Genomic DNA, 20,216 nt, shown 5'->3' on the forward strand with positions numbered 1-20,216 from the left:
TTCGGTGATCAAAGCAACGAGAGGCTAGAATGACGAAATACAAGCTCGAGTACATTTGGCTCGATGGATACACCCCGGTTCCCAACCTTCGTGGAAAGACGCAGATCAAGGAATATGCCGAATTCCCGACGCTCGACCAGCTTCCGCTGTGGGGCTTCGACGGTTCCTCGACCATGCAGGCCGAAGGCCACTCGTCCGACTGCGTGCTGAAGCCGGTCGCCATCTATCCCGACCCCGCGCGCAGCAATGGCGTGCTCGTCATGTGCGAAGTCATGATGCCGGACGGCGTGACGCCGCATGCATCCAACAAGCGCGCCACCATCCTCGACGACGAGGGCGCCTGGTTCGGCTTCGAGCAGGAGTATTTCTTCTACAAGGACGGCCGCCCGCTCGGCTTCCCCGAGAGCGGCTACCCCGCGCCGCAAGGCCCGTACTACACCGGCGTCGGCTACAGCAACGTCGGCAGCCTCGCCAGGCAGATCGTCGAGGAGCATCTCGACCTTTGTCTTGCCGCCGGCATCAACCATGAAGGCATCAACGCCGAGGTGGCCAAGGGCCAGTGGGAATTCCAGATTTTTGGCAAGGGCTCCAAGAAGGCCGCCGATCAGATGTGGATGGCCCGCTACCTGATGCAGCGCCTCACCGAGAAATACGGCATCGATATCGAATACCACTGCAAGCCGCTCGGCGACACCGACTGGAATGGTTCCGGCATGCACGCCAACTTCTCGACCGCTTATATGCGCGAAGTCGGCGGCAAGGACTATTTCGAGGCGCTGATGGCCGCCTTCGACAAGAACCTGATGGATCACATCGCCGTCTACGGGCCGGACAACGACAAGCGTCTGACCGGCAAGCATGAAACCGCGCCGTGGAACAGGTTCAGCTATGGCATCGCCGATCGCGGCGCCTCGATCCGCGTGCCGCATTCGTTCATCAACAATGGCTACAAGGGCTATCTCGAGGATCGCCGCCCGAACTCGCAGGGCGACCCCTACCAGATCGCTTCGCAAATCCTGAAGACGATCGCCTCCGTCCCGACCAGCGCCGAGGTTTCGGCTGCCGCTTGAGCACGCGTCACGGCTTGGACCTGAGAGGTCTGCAGTGACTGGATCCATCAAAAACCCGGCGGTTTCGCCGGGTTTTTTGTGACATCGACGATCCCGGCGAGGACGACGCCGCGCCTAGGTCAGCCTGGTTATTCTGGCTATCTCGCTAGCCGCGTGCCCGCAAGGCGGCGGTCAGCGGCAACCGCGTCACGGCAATAGCCGGGAAAGCGCCGCCGAGGGCGCCTATGGCGAGGCCAAGCATGCCCGCGGTAAGCATGACATCGCCGTTGACCGTGAGTTGGAAGCCTGTGCTGGCATTGTTGACACCAATGGTGCTGGCCTGCCAGCCGTTGAAGACAAGCCAGGAGGCAAGGATGCCCAAAGCCGCGCCGACGGCCGCGATCGCGAAAGCTTCGATCCATGTTGCGAGAAAGGCCGAGAACCGACTGAAGCCGAGCGCGCGGACGGTGGCGATCTCGACGGTGCGGTCGGAGACGGAACTCATCATCGTGTTCAATGCACCGGCGGTCGCGCCAATGGCCATCAGCAGCGTCACCGGCCAGCCGAAGAAAAGGATGAGGCTGGATATCCGTTCCGATTGCGCGATGTAGAGATCGGCTTCCGAAACAGCGACCAGAGGGCTAGTGCTTGCGGCTGTCAGCCTGGCGTTCAGCGTTGCCAGGGATGATGGACCGGTGAGGCGCAGACGCAGGCTTTGCACCTGTCCCTGCCGGTCGAAGGCAGCACGAACTGCGTCGAGATCGCCCCAGATTTCGGATTCGAACGCACTGCCATTGGCTGCGAAATGCCCTGTCACCGTCCAATCCACGGCCCCCAGCCGGACGGCATCGCCAATGCCGAATCCCGGAAATTCGCTGGCGATTCGCGAGCCGACCACGATCTCGCGAGCGCCGGGGGTAAACAAGCGTCCCGCCGATAGCGCGACGCCATTGCGGATCGATGGACCGCCAACATCCATGCCGCGAAGCGTAAGCGTCGTCGAGGCTTCGTCCTGCGCCCGGGCGACATCCACTGGAACCACAAGTTCGCGGGATGCCAGCAGGCCTCCCGCGCCAGTGCGAACGACTCCGATATCGCCGGTCATCGATTGAATGCTGCGAATCGCATCGGCCGGGATATCCGAACCGGTCTCCTGGTTCGTACCGCCTCCGAGGACAACGGCGACAGAGGGTGAGCCGGCGCCAGCCAGGGCTTTCTCGAAACCCTTGGCCATGGCGAGGAAGCCGGCGAGGACCGCGACGACCAGCGCTACCGACAGCGCCATGGATAGCGAGATCGCGAGGCGGCGTGGGAGGCTGGAAAAATTGGCTCTCGTCATAACGAGCGTCTGTCTAAGCTGGATGGACATGGCGACTACCTCGTTCTGAAGGCGATGATGATAGGGATTCGTATGGCGTTGATGGCAGGCAGCAGGCCGGTCGCGAGGCCCAGAGCAAGGACGATGGCCGCCGCCTTGACCAGCACGAGCGGCGAGAAGACGAGCCCGAGGGTCGGTCCGGCAAGCACGGTCCCCAGTTTAGCCAGAGCGAGGCCCACGCTTCCGCCGATGATGAAGACGAGCAGCGTTTCGCTAAGGACCAGCACCATGATCCTGAGACGGGAGATGCCCAGCGTCTTCAGCACGCCGATTTCGAAGGTGCGCTCGCGCACGGCGAAGACCATGGTATTTACGACGATCAGCAGCAGGGTGATGAAAGCCGCACCCGTGACGAGATCGACGATCAGACCGATATCGGCATATTGGCGCAGGAACGCTTCGAGGAACTGCTTTTCCGATTGGCTGCGTGTGGGGGCGGCAGAATTGGCGAACAGCGCATCGATGCGGGTGGCGAGTGCACCGGCCTTAACGCCATCGCGCGGGCGAACGATGAATGCATCCACCGTATCCTTGCCCCTCGCGCGGGCCGCATTGACATAGTCATAGCGTGCGATGGTGAAATATGTGTCGGTGCTGGCGCTTTCACCTTCGAAAATCCCTGCGATCTCAAAACGCCAGTCATGGCCGCCGTCCTGCATGGCAATCTGGAACGCGGTCACGGCGATACGCTGGCCGACGCGCCAGCCTTGCGCTTCGGCCAGCGCGCGGCCGACCAGTACCCGGTCGCGCCCCTTGCCGAGCGCCTCGACCAGCGCCGGCGTCAGACCGAGCTCTTTGCCGTTGACGGCCATGAGTGCCTGCGGCTCGACGGCGCTGACCGCGATCGCGTTCTTCTCGACATCCACAAAACCGCGCATGCGCGCCATGTAGCCGACTGCGGCGACACCGGGTTCGGCGGCGATGCGGGAGAGATGCGCCCTTGGCAGGGCTTGCGTGCGTCCCACCGCGCTCATTACGCCGATGATGTCTTCGCTGGCGGCCGAAGCCCCCTGCGAACCGGCGAGGAAGCTCGCCGTCAGGCCGTAAATGAGAAAGGCGACAGCGACGCAGACCATGAGGAGGACGGTGCGCAGCGGCTTCCGCCAGGCGTTCTTCCAGGCAAGATCGAGGAAGGTCATGAGGCGGCCCTCTTCTCTTCGACGAACTGACCCTTGTCGAGGTGCAAGGTCCGCTTGGCCGAACGCGCTGCCTGCGGGTCGTGCGTTACCATGACGATCGTCTTTTCCAGCTGACGGTTGAGGAATGAGAGTATCTCCAACACCTCGTCGGCGGATTTCCGGTCGAGATCGCCAGTTGGCTCGTCGCAGAGAAGCAGGCCGGGATCGGATACGATGGCGCGGGCGATACCGACGCGTTGCTGCTGCCCGCCGGACATCATGGAGGGATACTGCTTCTCGCGACCGGAAAGCCCGACGAGATCGAGCATTTTTCCGACCCGGTCGCGGCGTTCCCTAGCAGATAGAGGCTTCAGGAGCAGCGGCAGTTCGACGTTCTCCGTAGCGTTCAGCATCGGCAGGAGATTGTAGAACTGAAAGACGATGCCCATGTTGTGCGCCCGCCAGGTCGAGCGCGCGGTCTCGCCCATCCGGTCGAGGCGATGATTGCCAATGCTGAGGCTCCCCGCATCCGGCACATCTATCCCGGCAAGCATGTTGAGCAGCGTCGACTTGCCCGATCCTGACGGACCCATGACCGCGACGAAATCGCCGCGCGGGATGGCTAGATCGAGCGCGGAGAAGATCGGGATCGCCTCGCCGCCTATGCGGTAGCCTTTCCGCACACCCGCGAGGGCAATGTAAGGGTCTTGTGTCATTGCTTGGTGTCTCCAGTGTTGCTGAGAGTGTCGATGAGCGGGATGCGGATGCGCGCAGCCATGTTCGGCCGAATTCCTTCCGGCGGATCGCAGGCTTTGGCTCTCGCGCACACTGTCGACGCGGGCGAGCACGGTGTCGCCTATATGAGCGTCGAGCCGGGTCACGGTCCCGGCGAAGGGCGCACGCACCGTCAGTTCCCGAACGGGCTCCTCGGCGATGCGGATGGCAAGCTCCGCGGTTGCGAGTTCCTGCCGTGCCTGGGCAACGGCGTTTTCGACGCGTTCGGCCGCCCTGCGCGCCTCCTCCAGCTGCTGTTTGGAGGCAGCATCACGGGCAGCAAGCGTTGCGGTGCGGCCGAGGGCGGAACGCGCCTGGTCGAGATCGATGGTTCGGGCGGTGAGCAAAAGATCCGCCGCGACCTTGGCGGCCCTGGCCCGTTCGAGCGCGAACCGGGCTCCCGCATCGTCGAGTATCACCAGAGCTTGCCCGGCATCCACGAAATCTCCCAGTTCGATCGCGATGTTGGTGATCCTGCCTTCATATTTGGAGAAGACCGTCGTGGCACGCGGTGCGATGACCGTGCCGGAGCCGGTGATCTCGCGGGCGGCGAGGGGTGGGCGGACAGCAGATTGCCCTGCGTGCTTCTCGACCTGTGGAAGGCTCGCCTGTTCGACGGGCGCGACAACAGCGTTGTCGGCCGCACTGCCTGCCAGGCCTGTCGTCGTCAGCACCAAAGCGACGGTGGCGACGACTAGTGCAGCCAGCGCCGACAGGCAGACGGGAAGGATGAGAAGCCGGAGGACTTTCTTCTGTATCTCGACGGTGTCCGGGGCAGATCCGAGAGATAGAGAGGTGAGCGCTGCGGCCAGTTTGCGGTCGTGTTCGGTGATCGTGTTCATGCCGCCAGTGTGATCAACCGGGCGGGAAAAGAGACCTGAAACGCGTTCCAGGCCGTGCTCGATCGCGATTTAGGCCGTGAGACTCTCAGATGGAGCCTTCTTCCGCCTCCATTCGAGCGGCGTCATTTCGGTGACGCGCCGGAACTCACGGTTGAAGTTGGACTTGGCCAGGAAGCCAACGTCGAACATGATCTCGGTTACGGGCTTCTCAGTGTCCGTCAGTAGGTCGCACGCTTCTGCGATCCGGTGATCGTTGACATATTGCGAGACGTTCTTGCCCGTCGCACGGTTGATCGCCGCGGAAATCCGCCGGGCTGGAATTCCTGTCTTGCGGGCCAGCCGATCGAGATTGAGATCGACATCGCGATAGACGCGCTTCGTCTCCATCAGAACCTGAACTGCGGCGATGGTTTCCCTGTCCTCCGCTATCTCCAATCTGGGAGTAATTCCGAGAGTCTGAGCGGGCCTGCCGCGGCGGCTGGCGGTCGCGACGGCAATTGACAGCAGAGCCAGCACTGCAAGGTTTGCAATGGTGACCAGCAGTGGGGTGTGGGCTCCCCGCGTCCATGCAAAATCGAAAAAGACGAAGATGTCCATCGCCGCCGACAGAAGCAGGGCAGATGCCGCGAAGAGGATTGCACGATAGGTAGATCCAGCATTCTCGAAAGGCGCGAGGCGCAGCGCATCCGCGCCCGACCGCATCAGTAGCAGTATCGCCATCGCGTAACCGACGAAGATCACTGCAATGCCGATGTCGATGGCGTCCCCCCATAGCGCGATAAGCAGCACCACGCCGGCAGCTGGAAGAAGATGCAGACCGACGCGCAGGAGGGCTGAAAGGTCACTCTTCCGGACCAGCCCGGACACGCCGCCATAGACAAGCGGCGGTACAGTTGCCGCGACGACAGGAAGGATGCGGCCAACGCCATCCACGCCGTAACCCCAACGCAGACCCAACAGCGTCGATTGAAAGGCGGCCACCAGAATCAAAGCGAGAAACGGCACATTTGGCTGCGCATCGTCGTCACGCCGGGCGACGGTGACGAAGAGAATCAGCAGCAGGATGGCGACGACGAAAGGAAGCGGGATGAAAAGCATTGGGTCTGCACAAGCCGGATGACGAAAGACAATCGATCGGCGCCATCATGGTCCGCAGCAGAATTTTTTGCGACCTCGATCGTGTTCCAGGTCGAAAATTGCGGCAACGGCTTCGTCGACGGCCGCTGTTCACTCAAAGACCCAGGAAATGGGATGGATTTTCGGACGGATCGTGCACAAAAATTCAGAAATGCAGCGTCTTTTGCGCATCGAATGGGACGCGGCGCCGTAGTCTCTCCGGCGGTCTGCCCCAGCAAGAACCCCGGCTTTCGCCGGGGTTCTTTTTGCAACGATTTCGGTGAGTTAGACCGAGTAATACATGTCGTACTCGACCGGATGCGGGGTCATTTCGAAGCGCATCACTTCGGCCATCTTGAGCTCGATGTAGCTGTCGATCTGGTCGTCGTCGAAGACGCCGCCGGCCTTCAGGAAGCCGCGGTCCTTGTCGAGGCTCTGCAGCGCTTCGCGCAGCGAGCCGCAGACGGTCGGGATCTTCTTCAGTTCCTTCGGCGGCAGGTCGTAGAGATCCTTGTCCATCGGCTGTCCCGGATGGATCTTGTTCTTGATGCCGTCGAGCCCGGCCATCAGCATGGCGGCAAAGGCGAGGTAGGGGTTGGCGCCCGGATCGGGGAAGCGGACCTCGACGCGCTTGGACTTCGGCGACGAGCCGAATGGGATGCGGCAGGAGGCAGAGCGGTTGCGGGCCGAATAGGCGAGCAGCACCGGCGCTTCATAGCCCGGCACAAGGCGCTTGTAGGAGTTGGTCAGCGGGTTGGTGAAGGCGTTGATGGCCTTGGCATGCTTGATGATGCCGCCGATGTAGAACAGGCAGCTCTCCGAGAGGCCGGCATATTCATTGCCGGCGAAGGTCGGCTTGCCGCCCTTCCAGATCGACTGGTGGACGTGCATGCCCGAGCCGTTGTCGCCGAACACCGGCTTCGGCATGAAGGTGGCCGTCTTGCCGTAGGCGTTGGCGACCTGGTGCACGACATATTTGTAGATCAGCATCTTGTCGGCGTTGCGGACGAGCGTGTCGAACTTGATGCCGAGCTCGTGCTGGGCAGCGGCGACTTCGTGGTGGTGCTTTTCGACACGCACGCCCATTTCGGCGAGCACGGTCAGCATTTCGGAGCGCATGTCCTGCGCCGAGTCGATCGGCGGCACCGGGAAATAGCCGCCCTTGATGCGCGGGCGGTGGCCGAGATTGCCGGTCTCGTAGTCGGTGTCGTCGTTGGACGGCAATTCGGTGGAGTCGAGCTTGAAGCCGGTGTTGTACGGATCGGCCTTGTACTTGACGTCGTCGAACACGAAGAACTCGGCTTCCGGGCCGACGAAGATCTGATCGCCGATGCCTTCCGCCTTCATATAGGCTTCAGCCTTCTTGGCGGTGCCGCGCGGGTCGCGATTGTAGGATTCTCCGGAGATCGGATCGAGGATATCGCACAGGATAACCATGGTCGACTGCGCGAAGAACGGGTCCATATGCACCGTCTCGGTGTCGGGCATCAGCACCATGTCGGACTCGTTGATCGCCTTCCAGCCGGCGATGGAGGACCCATCGAACATGACGCCGTCGGCAAACATGTCTTCCTCGACCTCAACGACATCCATCGTCACGTGCTGCAGCTTGCCCTTCGGATCTGTGAAGCGCAGGTCAACGAATTTCACGTCGTTGTCCTTGATCTGCTTCATGATGTCTTTGGCTGTCGTCATGTCATGTTTCCCTGTCTGATGACGTTTCGAGGAGATGATCTGAAATCAGAATCCTCAGACCGCGTCCATCCCTGTTTCGCCGGTGCGGATGCGCACGACTTCCTCGATGTTGGAGACGAAGATCTTGCCGTCGCCGATGCGGCCGGTCTGGGCCGCCTTGCGAATGGCTTCGATCGCGCCTTCGACCGCGTCGTCGCCGAGCACGACCTCGATCTTCACCTTGGGCAGAAAATCCACGACATATTCGGCGCCGCGATAGAGTTCGGTATGGCCCTTTTGGCGGCCAAAACCCTTGGCCTCCGTAACGGTGATGCCTTGCAGCCCGGCCTCCTGAAGCGCTTCCTTCACTTCGTCTAGCTTGAACGGCTTGATGATCGCTTCGATCTTTTTCATGTAAAAGTGGCCTCCACTGTCAAAAAAGACGGGTTGTGAGCCCCGCTTGCGCCTCTTTCAAGCACGAACTGTGCCAATTTGAGGGGATTCGAAGCGGTATCACGCGATTTCGATGCCATGCCGCGTTGAGGGCTAAATTCGCGTCATTCGCTGCATTGGCTGCGCCATGGATACTGGGAACCTACACATTGTCGGCGCTACCGTCCGCACAATAATTGGGCAGATAGAGCATTTCGCGGGCAATTGTGCTTCGACGACGCCATTGTCCGTAACGATGTGCTTATAGATCGTGCCATTTCATCGCCGTTTGCTTCGAACCGAAAACTGGACAATGTTTGACCACAGGGATCGGGGTTTGACCACAAGGGTCGGGGTTTGACCACAAGGATCGGGTTTGACCACAGGATCGGCTTGAGCCAATGCGGATCGGCATCCATGAGCAATGAAATTCTGTCTCCGGCCGAAATGGCTGAGGCCGACCGGTTGACGATTTCGGCCGGACCATTCGATGGCATTGGCCTGATGCGCAATGCGGGTGCCGCAGTCGCTGCGGTGGTGCTCGCCCATTTTCCGGCTGCCAGGCGGGTCCACGTGCTGTGCGGGCCCGGCAACAATGGCGGCGATGGCTATGTCGTCGCCCGCATTCTTGGGGACAGCGCCGTCGACGTCTTGCTGTGGGCATCCGGCTCGCCCAAAGCCGGCAGCGACGCGGCGCTCGCCGCGTCGGAATGCCCGGTAAGGCCCCGGCCGTTGTCGGAATTTGCTGCCGATAAAGGTTCGATCCTGGTCGATGCGCTTTATGGGGCAGGGCTGTCCAAGCCGCTGTCCGGTGATGCCGGCAGGGCGGTCGAGGTCGCGACAGAACTGAACCTGCCTGTCGTCGCGGTCGATCTGCCCTCAGGCGTGTCAGGCGACAGCGGCCAGATTCTCGGCCAGGCATTCCGCGCCCAATTCACGGTAACATTCGCGCGAAAAAAGCCCGGCCATCTGCTGTTGCCGGGGCGCGGGATGTGCGGCGAGCTGGTGCTTGCCGATATCGGCATTAGCGACGATATCGTTGCGCAGCTTGAACCGCTCACCTTCGAGAACATCCCGCCGATTTGGCTCGAAAATTTCCCAATCCCAGCCGTCGACGCGCACAAATACAGGCGCGGCCATGTCGGCGTCTTTTCCGGCGGGCCATCGGCGACGGGTGCCGCACGGCTGTCGGCGCTTGCCGCAGCCAGAAGCGGGGCAGGGGCGGTGACCGTGCTGTCGCCGGCGAACGCCATGCAGGTGAACGCCGCGCATCTGACTTCGATCATGCTGAAAAAGGCCGACAGCATCGCAGACGTGCAGGAATTCATCGACGGCCGCCGGCCATCGGCGTTTGTCCTCGGACCCGGATTTGGCGTCGGCCAAAAGACCCGCGATTTTGCCCTCGGCGTGCTGGCCGCCGGAGACCGGCAGGACGGCAGGGTCGACGGGCTGGTGCTCGATGCCGATGGCATCACCGCGTTTCGCGATACCGCGAACGTTCTGTTCGAAGCCGCCCGTCGCCCGAACGCACCGGCGCTGGTGCTGACGCCGCATGAGGGCGAATTCGCCAGGCTGTTTGCGGACATCGCCGGAGCCAGGAACCTGTCCAAGCTGGCCAAGGCGCGCTCTGCCGCCGCGCGCGCCGGCGCCATCGTCGTCTACAAGGGCGCGGACACGGTGATCGCGGCGCCCGATGGCAGGGCGGCGATCAACGGCAACGGCGCGCCATGGCTGGCCACCGCCGGTTCGGGCGACGTGCTGTCGGGCATCATCGCCGGCCTCCTGGCGCAAGGCATGCCGGCTTTCGAAGCCGCCTGCGCGGCGGTCTGGATCCATGCTGAGGCCGGCAGCCGTTTCGGACTTGGGCTGATCGCTGAAGATCTGCCGCTGGCGCTGGTGCCGGTGCTGCGCGAGCTTGCCGAAAATCGCAACGGGATGACCGCTGAATGAACCGTCGGCTCGCCTTGATCGCTGTGATTTTCGGCAATTTTTTCTTGGCCAGCCTGGCGCGCGCCGAAGGTCCGGTGATGATCGTTGACGATCCGGCCGTGCTGGCCGCTCTCGACGCCAGGGGTTTCGATTTCGCCGGCATTTTCGATGTCGACGGCATTTTCGATGTCGAAGGCAAGGGCGACCTGAAGACGCTCTATGACAAGGCGCCGGCCTATCATCAGATCGTCGAAACGATTGCCGGCGATGTCGCCGCGCTGCGCGCCGAGATGAAGGCTGGCGGGCGGTCGCTCTACGAAGTCACCGACGGCAATGTCGGCCGCATCATCGACATGCGCTGGCTGAAGACCGACGCCGCGCGCTTTCGGCTGGTCGGTGTCGTCAACCGGCTCGATCGGCGTGATTTCGCCGAGATACGAGGCGACGGGGGCTGCGGCGAGGTGCGTTTCATCTACCGTCTTGCCTACAACTTCAAGAAAAACGGCAAGGTTCTGGCCTCGCGCCTGCCGTTCAATTTCAATGCCATCTATAGCGTCGCGCCGGACGCCGATGGCGGCTGCGTCGGCGTTGCCGGACGCTGGAGGCCGCAGCTCGATGAGACCGTCGACATCGGCTGGCTCATCGGCGGGCCGCTTGAAAAGGCCGGGCTGAGCTTCAAGCAGCTCGAGCTCAACGCACAAATGGTGCGCTTTCCCTCCGGCCAGGAGACCGAATTTGGCGGGCAGGCTGCCTACCTCATGCGGATTTTTGGCGTCGATGGAGAGACGGTCAGCGAAAAGCCGCTGGAAAACACGCCCGACCTGGCGCGGCTTGCCGACGACGCCGCGCTGAAAGCAAAACTTGCCGACTATCTCAGCGCCAATCTCGCGGCGGTCGATCTCGGCGTCTACGAAATCCCCAATGAATTCCTGGCGAAGAAAGTCGTCTCATGGTCGACTTTCGGCAGCGCAAGGCAGGCCAATCACCCGTTCACGCCGCTGTTCCAGCCCGCGGATTTTTCCGGGCTGGACTATTCCGCGCTGAAGCTGCTGCGCACGCCGGAAGCGCTGGTCGAGCGGCTCGACAATGGCGCCTGCCAGGGTTGCCATCAGGCTGGTTCGACCGCCGGTTTCCATTTCATCGGCCTCGACGACAAGACGACATCGCCGCTGAACCGCATCGAGGTCGGCATCTCGCCGCATCTCCATGCCGAGATGCCGCGGCGCGAAGCCTGGCTGCGTGCGACCGCCGACGGCAAGGAGCCGAACCGCCTCCGCCCGCTGTCCTTCGCGCCGCCGGCCGCATGGAAAGACGCCGGCGAGGTCGCTTACGCACCGGCCGAGATGGCGATGCCATGCTTGATGCCGGCGGATGCCGCCCGCTTCGGCGCGACTTGGCAATGCGGCGGCGGCACCGTCTGCACGGCGCTGGCGACGGCATCGGGGGTGCGGACGAAACTGGCGCAATGCCTGCTGCCCAAGGACAGCGAAAAGATGTTCTCCGGCCATCCATGCCTGACCGGCTCGATCGCCAGCAACGGCACGCAGCCTTTCAATGACCGCTACAGCATTAGCGGCCAGTTCGCGGCCTTCGCCACCGACATTTCGCACACCGCCTACACCTGCCGGCCGCCGAAGATCGGTGTGCCGGCCGGCATCGCCTATCGCGGATGCAATGACAAGGACCGCGCCTTTGCCGGCTTCAAGCCGGGCAAGCCGATGCCGAACGAGATCTGCGGGCTGGTCGGCGGCAAAAATTCGACATCTGCGTGGCGACCAATAATTTCGACCAGTGCTTGGGCGGCGCCGTCAATCGCGGCAACCGGCCGGCTTGCTCGGCCGATCATTTCTGCCGCGAAGATTACATGTGCCAATCGCTGCCGCCCGACACGCCTGGTATCGGCAAGGTGAAAGGTGTCGGCTTCTGCTCGCCGACCTATTTTATCTTCCAGATGCGCATCGACAATCATGCCACGCCGTGGTCGGGCGCCGTCCGCGCGACGATGGGCGCAGGGTTCGGCGCCGCGGAAGCGGAGTGAGCTTTTGCTGTGGTCGCTTTCGCGACATCAGCGCCTCACAACGGAATGTTGTCGTGCTTCTTCCAGGGGTTTTGCATGTCCTTGTTGCGCAGCATGCGCAGCGCACGCGCAATGCGGCGGCGGGTCGAATGCGGCATGATCACCTCGTCGACATAGCCGCGCTCGGCGGCGACGAAGGGCGACAGGAAGCGATCCTCGTAAGCCTTTGTATGTGCTGCGATCTTCTCGGCATCGCCGATGTCCTTGCGATAGATGATCTCGACCGCGCCCCTGGCGCCCATCACTGCGATCTGCGCCGTCGGCCAGGCATAGTTCATGTCGCCGCGCAGATGCTTTGACGCCATCACGTCATAAGCGCCGCCATAGGCTTTTCGGGTGATCACGGTGACCTTCGGGACGGTCGCTTCGGCATAGGCAAACAAGAGCTTGGCGCCGTGCTTGATCAGCCCGCCATATTCCTGCGCGGTGCCGGGCAAAAAGCCTGGAACATCGACGAAGGTGACGATCGGAATCGAGAAACAGTCGCAGAAGCGTACGAACCGCGCCGCCTTGCGGCTGGCGTCCGAATCGAGCACGCCGGCCAGCACCATCGGCTGGTTGGCGACGAAGCCGACCGTGCGCCCTTCGACGCGCCCGAAGCCGGTTACGATGTTTTTTGCAAAATCCTGCTGGATCTCGAAGAAGTCACCCTCATCGGCAACTTTAAGGATCAACTCCTTGATGTCGTAAGGTTTGTTGGCGTTATCGGGGATCAGTCGGTCGAGCGACAGATCATGATCGTTGACCGACTGATAACATTCGATCTCGGGGATTTCAGCCGTGTTGGAGGCAGGCAGCAGATCGACCAGCCGGCGCATCTGCAGCAGCGCCTCGACGTCATTGTCGTAAGCGCCATCGGCGATCGACGACTTCGTCGTGTGGACGAAGGCGCCGCCGAGGCTCTCGGCGGTTACCGTCTCGTTGGTGACGGTCTTCACCACGTCCGGGCCGGTGACGAACATGTAGGAGGTGCCGCGCACCATGAAGATGAAGTCGGTCATCGCCGGCGAATAGACGTCGCCGCCGGCGCAAGGGCCCATGATCACTGAAATCTGCGGGATGACGCCGGAGGCGAGCACATTGCGCTGGAATATCTCGGCATAGCCGCCAAGTGCTGCCACGCCTTCCTGGATGCGGGCGCCGCCGGCGTCGTAGAGGCCGATGATCGGCGCGCGGTTGCGCAGCGCCATCTCCTGCACCTTGACGACCTTCTCGGCGTGGGCCTCGGACAGCGAGCCGCCGAACACGGTAAAGTCCTTGGCAAAGACATAGACCGGCCGGCCATTGACGGTGCCCCAACCGGTGACGACGCCGTCGCCGGCGATCTTGGTCTTCTCCATGCCGAAATCGGTCGAGCGATGCTCGACATACATGTCGAACTCCTCGAACGAGCCTTCGTCGAGAAAGACGTCGATGCGTTCGCGCGCGGTGAGTTTGCCCTTCTTGTGCTGAGCGTCGATACGGGCCTTGCCGCCGCCCATGCGCGCCATGGCGCGGCGGCGCTCGAGTTCCTTCAGCACGTCCTTCATCGCTCGGTCCCCAAAACGGAAAGCTGATTTGTGGTAATCGTGGCGGTAAGCGAGCGCAAGCGCCGCTTTTCGCGTCGGTCTCGATAGGCTGGCGGGCACCCGGATCGAACGGGGAACAAACAGCCTTCAACAGCGAAACTTCTTGGCAGGCATTCGCCGGATATGGCAAACTAAACTCATGAAGAACCGCATAGAAATATCCGAGGATTTGAACCGCCGGATCGACATGTTGGCCTCGCGCTCAACCCTGACTCGCGATCAGATCATTGAGGACGCGCTGTCCCATGGCCGTTCTCTGGCGTGGCAGGAAAAGTGGATCGCCGGTGTTCAGGCGGGGATCGAGGCCGCCGACCGCGGAGACTTCGCAAACGAAGAAGAGATCGCGGCGGTTCTCAACAAATATGGTCAGGCATAGCGGTCGGTGCGAATTGTCTGGACCCGACACGGGTAAAAGACACTCAAATAGAAGTTCTGTTCGTCCAGCATGGGGCGAGGGAATGGCCGGGAGAAGTTTGAGCAGACCTTCACGGCTGCTCGTCGTGGCTGTTTTTGCTGCGCTGCAACATGACGGCCCTTGCATTTCGCGGCGAACTGGGCCATATGCGGCGGCATAGGCGCTTGGGCCGGGACCTATCCGGCCTTCTCGACGAATGAGACTGGTTGCGTCTGTTTTCCCTCTTTCCGGCACATCGGCAAGGCGGCGAAAAAGCCCCGTGGCATGATGCCTGCGGGCACGACAGCGCAGCCGTGCGGACGATAACGTCCGCCCGCCTTGTCGTTTCATGACAGTTTTTCGACGGCAGGTTGCGCCCTGCCGCCATTGATGTTTGCGGCCAGGAGCCGCGTGAAAGAAGAATATTTTGAACAACGAAAACACTTTGACCGGTAACGACAATCTGACCGGTAAGAACACTGGCGAGCTTTCGGGATTCGCAGCACTTGGAATTACGGGCGCGCTGCTCAAGGCCACCCATGGCGCAGGCTTCACCGATCCGAAGCCGATCCAGGCCCAGGCGATCCCGCCGCAGCTGGAAGGCCGTGACATTTTCGGCATCGCCCAGACTGGTTCGGGCAAGACCGCGGCGTTCGCGCTGCCGATCCTTTCGAAGATCATCGCGCTCGGCACCAAGCGCCGGCCGAAGACCGCTCGTGCGCTGATCCTGGCGCCGACGCGTGAACTCGCCGTGCAGATCGAAGAGATGATCAAGCTGCTCGCCAAGGGCGCGCATGTCTCGACAGCACTCGTGCTTGGCGGCGTCTCGCGCTTCAGCCAGGTGAAGAAGATCGCTCCCGGCGTCGACATTTTGATTGCCACGCCCGGCAGGCTGACCGATCTGGTGCGTGAGGGCGACCTCGTGCTTGCCGACACCAAATGGCTGGTGCTCGACGAAGGCGACCGCATGCTCGACATGGGCTTCATCAACGACGTCAAGCGCATCGCCAGGGCGACCGCGCCGGACCGTCAGACGGTGCTGTTCTCGGCGACCATGCCGGCCGAAATCGCCGAGCTGGCGAAAGGCCTGCTGAAGAACCCGATCCGCGTCGAAGTGGCGCCGCACAGCACTGCGGCGGCCGAGATCGTGCAGGGCGTCGTCTTTGCCCGTACCAAGCAGAAGCGCCAGGTTCTGGCGACGATGCTCGCCGACGAGGCGATGAAGTCCGTCATCATCTTTTCGCGCACCAAGCATGGCGCCGACAGGGTGACCAAGGATCTCGAGCGCGATGGCTTCAAGGCCGCCGTCATCCACGGCAACAAGTCGCAGAACGCCCGCCAGAAGGCGCTGAACGATTTCCGCGAGGGTTCGGTGCGCATTCTTGTGGCGACCGATATCGCGGCGCGCGGCATCGACGTGCCCGGCATCAGCCATGTGGTGAATTTCGACCTGCCGGACGAGGCGGAGAGCTATGTCCACCGCATCGGCCGCACCGGCCGTAACGGCATGGACGGCATCGCCATCACGCTTTGCGACCCGTCCGAGAACAGCAAGCTGCGTCAGGTCGAGCGCATCATCCGCACCAAGCTGCCAATCGTTGCCGACCATCTCGGCAGTCCCGACCCGCAGCGCAATCCTGCCGAAAAGAACGAGCGCAGCTTCGAGCCGGCCAACGACCGTAATGGTCGTCGCGACGGCAGGCGGCCGGGCGGCCACAACAACGGCAACAAGCGCTTCGGCGACAAGCCGGCCTTTGCCGGCGAACGCAAGCCGGAGGGCGCCAAGGCGTTCAAGGGCAACAACAAGCGTCGTTTCGGCGGCAAGCGGCCAGCAGCGCGGGCTGCGTAATCAGATAGCGCATCCGGCCCGCGCCTGTCGGGTCGGCTGCTCACAATGAAAAAGGCGATCGGAGCGATGCTTCGGTCGCCTTTTTCGCCAGAAATCTACTTCACCACCGCCTGTACCCAGACGACAATGCGCTGGGCGAGGAAAGCTGTGGTTGCTGGCGACAGCGCGTCTCCGGCAATGACATGGTTGTCCCGATCGCCGGTATCGTCGACCGGCACCAGTTCGTGCGCCGCGCCCCAGCGCCCGGCGATGTCACGGGTGCGGTCCGGCCGCACGATCCTGTCCGAATCGGAAAGGATGAAGAGGGCAGGGATGGTCGCCTTCTCCACCGGCGCGCCATAGGCCAGCTCGGTCAGCGCCACCATCGGCAGCGTCGCCGCGATCGGATAGCGCCAGGTCCAGAATTTCTCGTGCAGCGCATTGCGAGGCACGAAGCTGCGCTCCTTGCCGGCAACCAGCTCGGCGATCTCTCGGCCCCACGGCATGGTCAGAAGTTCGGCGCCGGAAGCCTTGACGCCGAAATTCGGCGAGATGAACGCTATTGCCGCCACCCCGTCGGATGCGCCCGGCTGCGTCGCGGCCCAGGCTGCCAGCGAGCCGCCGGTCGAAGTGGCGATGACGATCACCTTGTCGCCGATCGCTCGGCCGATGGCGAGCGCTTCCTCATAGTCGTTGATCCAGGCGTTGACGCTGCCGTCCGCCATTGCGGCGCCGCCCTGTCCGTGGCCGGTGAGACGTGTGTAGTAAAGATTGGCGTCGAGCTGGTCGGCCACCTCGTCGGGAAGCGGCCGAACCTCGCCCTTCGACGCCGAAAAGCCGTGGATATAGACGATCGACAGCGGCGTCCTGGCGTGAACCATCGGATTGGCCCAGATGATTTCCTTTTCCAGCCCGTCGTGGATATCAGGTACGGCCGCCTCTTTGCGTGCCAGATAGGCTTGCGGGTCATCGCCGATCACGGAAGGATCGAAGCGGATCGTGATGTCGGCTGGGACGCGCGGGCCAAAGACGTAGGCAAGGACGAGAATGACGGCGAGAGCCAATATCGCAAGCACGATCCGTCGCCCCATCGCAGACTCCATGCAATAAATCTCAACCTATGGCCACGATGGCAAACAGGCAACGACGTCCCGCCGGCGGCGGGATCGCCAACTTTGATGGCCGGTCTATTCGCTCGGCGGCTTGCGGTCGAAATTAAGCGGACGCGCCGTCCAGCGGGTCGCGGTGCTGATGACCCATCGGCAGAACGGTCCCGGCAGGATTCTGAGCAGCTTCAGGCCCCAGCTCAAGCGCCACGGGAAGGTGACTTCGAAGCCGCCGGACTTGATGCCGCGCGCCATGCGGCGCGAGGCGCGATTGACCGGCATCAGCCCGGGCATCGGCAGCAAATTCTTCTCGGTCAGCGGGGTGTCGACGAAGCCCGGGTTTATCACCTGGATGCGGACGTTCATCTTGTCGAAATCGTACTTCAGCGATTCGGCGAGGATATTGATCGCCGCCTTGGTGCCGCCATAGGCGGCCGTGGTCGGCCAGCCGAAATAGGCAGTGACCGAACCGACCAGGACGATATGGCCGCGCGCGCGGACGCGCATGCGCTCGATGACCGGCACCAGGCCGTGGATGATGCCGAAATAATTGACATCGAAGGACTGGCGAAATCCACGGACGGTGAGGTCTTCGCCGGCGGTCGCAATATAGCTCCCGGCATTGAACACGGCCAAGACGATCGGGCCGAGATCCTTCTCGATCGCCGCGACCGTCCTTGCCATGCGGTTCTCGTCGGTGACGTCGCAAGGATAGGCCGTGACGTGGCCCGGCATCTGCGCCGTCTCGACAACAAGCGTGTCGATCGGATCGTCGTCGAGCGCCGTCACCGCGACGACATAGCCCTGCGCCGCGAGGTCCTTGGCCAGTGAACGGCCGATGCCGCTGCTGCCGCCGGTAATCCAGGCGACGCCGTGCTTCGGGTCGGCCCGATAGAGTGTCATGCTATGCCCTGCGACTTTTTCTTAGCCTGTGCTCTAGCGGTGAAGAAATCGGATGAAAAGAGCGCTTTTCAATGGTGAGCTTCAATGATTGGCGCAACGCAACATCTGTTTTAGGAAATTGCAGCCCGGAAATGCCGCTGGACCAGGCAAATTCTTGCCTTGAAACCCAAGCTTCGGGTTTCTAGGGTTCGGCCGCAAGCATAAAGGAATCTCCATGCCCCGTTCTGTGATCGAAGCGATCGGCAATACGCCTCTGATCCGCCTCAACAAAGCCTCGGAAGAAACCGGCTGCGAGATCCTGGGCAAGGCCGAATTCATGAATCCGGGCCAGTCGGTCAAGGACCGTGCCGCGCTGTTCATCATCCGCGACGCCGAGCAGCGCGGACTTTTGAGGCCGGGCGGGGTGATTGTCGAGGGGACGGCCGGCAACACCGGCATCGGATTGACGCTGGTCGCCAAGGCGCTTGGCTACCGCACTGTAATCGTCATCCCGGAGACGCAAAGCCAGGAGAAGAAGGACACGATCAGATTGCTCGGCGCCGAGCTGATCGAGGTGCCTGCCGTTCCCTACAAGAACCCCAACAATTATGTGAAACTGTCGGGCCGTCTGGCCGAGCAGTTGGCCCGGTCCGAGCCGAACGGCGCGATCTGGGCCAATCAGTTCGACAACGTCGCCAACCGTGATGGCCACACCCGCACCACGGCGGAAGAAATCTGGGCCCAGACCGGCGGCAAGGTCGACGGTTTCGTCTCGGCGGTCGGCTCCGGCGGAACACTGGCCGGCGTCGCCTTCGGGCTCAAGGCCAGGAGCAAGGACGTCAAAATCGCGCTCGCCGATCCGCTCGGTGCGGCGCTCTATAGCTTCTACACCAGCGGTGAGCTGAAATCCGAAGGCAGTTCGATCACCGAAGGCATCGGGCAGGGGCGGGTCACCGCCAATCTGGAAGGGTTCACGCCGGATTTCTCCTTCCAGATCCCGGATGAGGACGCGCTGCCTATCGTCTTCGACCTGATCCAGGAGGAAGGCCTGTGCGTCGGCGGCTCGACCGGCATCAACATTGCCGGCGCGATCCGGCTGGCACGTGAGATGGGTCCCGGCCACACCATCGTGACTGTGCTTTGCGACTACGGCACGCGCTATCAGTCGAAATTGTTCAACCCGGAATTCCTGCGTCAGAAGCAGCTGCCGGTGCCGGGCTGGATGGAACAGCGGAGCACAATCTCGGTGCCGTTCGAAAAGGTTGCGTGATGGCTTACAGGACGGATGCCCTGTTTCGCGACGACGCCTATCTCAGGACGGCTGATGCCGTGGTTGTCGCCGTCAACGACCGTGGCGGCATCATTCTGGACCGGACGATCTTCTATGCCACGTCGGGCGGGCAGCCTGGCGATACGGGCACCCTCGAACGCGCCGACGGCAGCCCGATCGCTGTTGCCGCCACCATCACCGGTGAGACCAAGGATGACATCATCCATGTGCCGCCGCCTGAGCAGGCGGTGCCTGAGGTCGGCGAGCCGGTAAAGCTTGCCCTCAATTGGGAGAGGCGGCATCTGCTGATGCGTATGCACACAGCCTGCCACTTGCTTACCGTCGTCTGCCCGTTCCCGATCACCGGTGCCTCGGTTTCCGAGGACGACAGCCGTATCGATTTCGATATTCCGGATGCCGGCTTCACCAAGGAAGACGTGACGGCCCGGCTGATGGAATTGGTGCGGGCCGACCACCCGGTCTTTGTCAGGCTGATCACCGACGAGGAGTTGGCGGCCAATCCGGGACTGGTGAAATCGAAGAATGTTCGGCCGCCGGTCGGCACGGGCAAGATCCGCTTGGTCTGCATTGGCGAGAACGCCTCGATCGACAGCCAGCCTTGCGGCGGCACTCATGTGAAGAGCACTGGAGAAGTCGGCGAGATCCATATCGGCAAGATCGAGAAGAAGGGTCGCGAGAACCGGCGCTTCCGAATACGCTTTGGACCAATGCCGCCGGCCTGATAAACAGCCGGCCTGATAAACAGCCGGCCTGATAAA

17 protein-coding genes are annotated in these 20,216 nt (G+C 62.3%); 8 read left to right on the forward strand and 9 right to left on the reverse strand.

Annotated elements, in window-relative coordinates; translation table 11 throughout:
- Positions 1–29 precede the first annotated feature (29 nt).
- Positions 30–1,070: a glutamine synthetase beta-grasp domain-containing protein gene (locus AC0L2A_RS09690; protein WP_473608511.1), complete on the forward strand. Its 1,041-nt coding sequence runs from the start codon at positions 30–32 to the stop codon at positions 1,068–1,070.
- A 145-nt stretch (positions 1,071–1,215) separates the two neighbouring features.
- Here AC0L2A_RS09690 and AC0L2A_RS09695 read toward each other — a convergent pair whose 3' ends face one another.
- From AC0L2A_RS09695 to AC0L2A_RS09720, 6 genes are all read right to left on the reverse strand, one after another.
- Positions 1,216–2,418, reverse strand: coding sequence for an ABC transporter permease (locus AC0L2A_RS09695; protein ID WP_473608512.1), 1,203 nt, complete (start codon positions 2,416–2,418; stop codon positions 1,216–1,218).
- Positions 2,419–2,423: 5 nt separating this feature from the next.
- A complete protein-coding gene (locus AC0L2A_RS09700; RefSeq protein ID WP_473608513.1) occupies positions 2,424–3,566 on the reverse strand; it encodes an ABC transporter permease in 1,143 nt (380 codons plus the stop codon).
- Entirely contained in the window at positions 3,563–4,261 is a 699-nt protein-coding gene (locus AC0L2A_RS09705) for an ABC transporter ATP-binding protein (RefSeq protein WP_473608574.1), read from the reverse strand. The genes AC0L2A_RS09700 and AC0L2A_RS09705 overlap by 4 nt, the downstream gene beginning before the upstream one ends.
- Positions 4,262–5,230: 969 nt before the next feature.
- Positions 5,231–6,259, reverse strand: coding sequence for a helix-turn-helix domain-containing protein (locus AC0L2A_RS09710; RefSeq protein WP_473608515.1), 1,029 nt, complete (start codon positions 6,257–6,259; stop codon positions 5,231–5,233).
- A 303-nt stretch (positions 6,260–6,562) separates the two neighbouring features.
- Positions 6,563–7,972, reverse strand: a complete 1,410-nt coding sequence (gene glnA / locus AC0L2A_RS09715) for a type I glutamate--ammonia ligase (protein ID WP_023799265.1) — start codon at positions 7,970–7,972, stop codon at positions 6,563–6,565.
- A 54-nt stretch (positions 7,973–8,026) separates the two neighbouring features.
- Positions 8,027–8,365, reverse strand: a complete 339-nt coding sequence (locus tag AC0L2A_RS09720) for a P-II family nitrogen regulator (protein ID WP_006205430.1) — start codon at positions 8,363–8,365, stop codon at positions 8,027–8,029.
- Between the two features lie 435 nt (positions 8,366–8,800).
- Here AC0L2A_RS09720 and AC0L2A_RS09725 point away from each other — a divergent pair, with 435 nt between their 5' ends.
- The 3 genes from AC0L2A_RS09725 to AC0L2A_RS09735 are packed head-to-tail and all read left to right on the forward strand — an operon-like array spanning position 8,801 to position 12,350.
- Positions 8,801–10,333, forward strand: a complete 1,533-nt coding sequence (locus AC0L2A_RS09725) for an NAD(P)H-hydrate dehydratase (RefSeq protein ID WP_473608516.1) — start codon at positions 8,801–8,803, stop codon at positions 10,331–10,333.
- Complete coding sequence (locus AC0L2A_RS09730) at positions 10,330–12,222, forward strand: hypothetical protein (RefSeq protein WP_473608518.1); 1,893 nt, start codon at positions 10,330–10,332, stop codon at positions 12,220–12,222. Before AC0L2A_RS09725 ends, AC0L2A_RS09730 begins: the two co-directional genes overlap by 4 nt.
- Positions 12,177–12,350 carry a hypothetical protein gene (locus AC0L2A_RS09735; protein ID WP_473608519.1) on the forward strand — a complete coding sequence of 58 codons (174 nt, stop codon included), beginning with the start codon at positions 12,177–12,179 and terminating at the stop codon, positions 12,348–12,350. Before AC0L2A_RS09730 ends, AC0L2A_RS09735 begins: the two co-directional genes overlap by 46 nt.
- 35 nt (positions 12,351–12,385) lie before the next feature.
- Here the strand turns inward: AC0L2A_RS09735 and AC0L2A_RS09740 are convergent, their stop codons facing one another.
- Complete coding sequence (locus tag AC0L2A_RS09740; RefSeq protein WP_473608520.1) at positions 12,386–13,918, reverse strand: acyl-CoA carboxylase subunit beta; 1,533 nt, start codon at positions 13,916–13,918, stop codon at positions 12,386–12,388.
- A 178-nt stretch (positions 13,919–14,096) separates the two neighbouring features.
- On the opposite strand from AC0L2A_RS09740, the gene AC0L2A_RS09745 reads away from it, so the two are divergent.
- The gene (locus AC0L2A_RS09745; RefSeq protein WP_473608521.1) at positions 14,097–14,333 is read left to right on the forward strand and encodes a transcriptional regulator; all 237 of its coding nucleotides are present in this window, start codon (positions 14,097–14,099) and stop codon (positions 14,331–14,333) included.
- 445 nt (positions 14,334–14,778) lie between these two features.
- Positions 14,779–16,200 carry a DEAD/DEAH box helicase gene (locus AC0L2A_RS09750; protein ID WP_091591164.1) on the forward strand — a complete coding sequence of 474 codons (1,422 nt, stop codon included), beginning with the start codon at positions 14,779–14,781 and terminating at the stop codon, positions 16,198–16,200.
- Positions 16,201–16,295: 95 nt separating this feature from the next.
- Here AC0L2A_RS09750 and AC0L2A_RS09755 read toward each other — a convergent pair whose 3' ends face one another.
- On the reverse strand, positions 16,296–17,270 hold the full coding sequence (locus AC0L2A_RS09755) for an alpha/beta hydrolase (RefSeq protein WP_473494201.1): 975 nt from the start codon (positions 17,268–17,270) through the stop codon (positions 16,296–16,298).
- A gap of 96 nt (positions 17,271–17,366) precedes the next feature.
- Positions 17,367–18,188 carry an SDR family oxidoreductase gene (locus tag AC0L2A_RS09760; protein ID WP_473608523.1) on the reverse strand — a complete coding sequence of 274 codons (822 nt, stop codon included), beginning with the start codon at positions 18,186–18,188 and terminating at the stop codon, positions 17,367–17,369.
- A gap of 214 nt (positions 18,189–18,402) precedes the next feature.
- Here AC0L2A_RS09760 and AC0L2A_RS09765 point away from each other — a divergent pair, with 214 nt between their 5' ends.
- Positions 18,403–19,437, forward strand: a complete 1,035-nt coding sequence (locus tag AC0L2A_RS09765; protein WP_473608525.1) for a cysteine synthase A — start codon at positions 18,403–18,405, stop codon at positions 19,435–19,437.
- Positions 19,437–20,180 (forward strand): alanyl-tRNA editing protein, encoded by a 744-nt coding sequence (locus tag AC0L2A_RS09770; protein WP_473608526.1) that lies wholly within the window; start codon positions 19,437–19,439, stop codon positions 20,178–20,180. Before AC0L2A_RS09765 ends, AC0L2A_RS09770 begins: the two co-directional genes overlap by 1 nt.
- Positions 20,181–20,216 lie beyond the last annotated feature (36 nt).

Source organism: Mesorhizobium sp. WSM4844 (genome assembly GCF_055811775.1).

What these genes read in the sequence shown, in the direction of transcription:
- AC0L2A_RS09705 (WP_473608574.1), bottom strand. Translation starts at nt 4,261, where the DNA reads ATGACACAAGACCCTTACATTGCCCTCGCGGGTGTGCGGAAAGGCTAC.
- AC0L2A_RS09700 (WP_473608513.1), bottom strand. Translation starts at nt 3,566, where the DNA reads ATGACCTTCCTCGATCTTGCCTGGAAGAACGCCTGGCGGAAGCCGCTG.
- AC0L2A_RS09760 (WP_473608523.1), bottom strand. Translation starts at nt 18,188, where the DNA reads ATGACACTCTATCGGGCCGACCCGAAGCACGGCGTCGCCTGGATTACC.
- glnA (WP_023799265.1), bottom strand. Translation starts at nt 7,972, where the DNA reads ATGACGACAGCCAAAGACATCATGAAGCAGATCAAGGACAACGACGTG.
- AC0L2A_RS09690 (WP_473608511.1), top strand. Translation starts at nt 30, where the DNA reads ATGACGAAATACAAGCTCGAGTACATTTGGCTCGATGGATACACCCCG.
- AC0L2A_RS09755 (WP_473494201.1), bottom strand. Translation starts at nt 17,270, where the DNA reads ATGGGGCGACGGATCGTGCTTGCGATATTGGCTCTCGCCGTCATTCTC.
- AC0L2A_RS09745 (WP_473608521.1), top strand. Translation starts at nt 14,097, where the DNA reads ATGAAGAACCGCATAGAAATATCCGAGGATTTGAACCGCCGGATCGAC.
- AC0L2A_RS09765 (WP_473608525.1), top strand. Translation starts at nt 18,403, where the DNA reads ATGCCCCGTTCTGTGATCGAAGCGATCGGCAATACGCCTCTGATCCGC.
- AC0L2A_RS09740 (WP_473608520.1), bottom strand. Translation starts at nt 13,918, where the DNA reads ATGAAGGACGTGCTGAAGGAACTCGAGCGCCGCCGCGCCATGGCGCGC.
- AC0L2A_RS09770 (WP_473608526.1), top strand. Translation starts at nt 19,437, where the DNA reads ATGGCTTACAGGACGGATGCCCTGTTTCGCGACGACGCCTATCTCAGG.
- AC0L2A_RS09695 (WP_473608512.1), bottom strand. Translation starts at nt 2,418, where the DNA reads ATGTCCATCCAGCTTAGACAGACGCTCGTTATGACGAGAGCCAATTTT.
- AC0L2A_RS09725 (WP_473608516.1), top strand. Translation starts at nt 8,801, where the DNA reads ATGAGCAATGAAATTCTGTCTCCGGCCGAAATGGCTGAGGCCGACCGG.
- AC0L2A_RS09730 (WP_473608518.1), top strand. Translation starts at nt 10,330, where the DNA reads ATGAACCGTCGGCTCGCCTTGATCGCTGTGATTTTCGGCAATTTTTTC.
- AC0L2A_RS09735 (WP_473608519.1), top strand. Translation starts at nt 12,177, where the DNA reads ATGTGCCAATCGCTGCCGCCCGACACGCCTGGTATCGGCAAGGTGAAA.
- AC0L2A_RS09720 (WP_006205430.1), bottom strand. Translation starts at nt 8,365, where the DNA reads ATGAAAAAGATCGAAGCGATCATCAAGCCGTTCAAGCTAGACGAAGTG.
- AC0L2A_RS09710 (WP_473608515.1), bottom strand. Translation starts at nt 6,259, where the DNA reads ATGCTTTTCATCCCGCTTCCTTTCGTCGTCGCCATCCTGCTGCTGATT.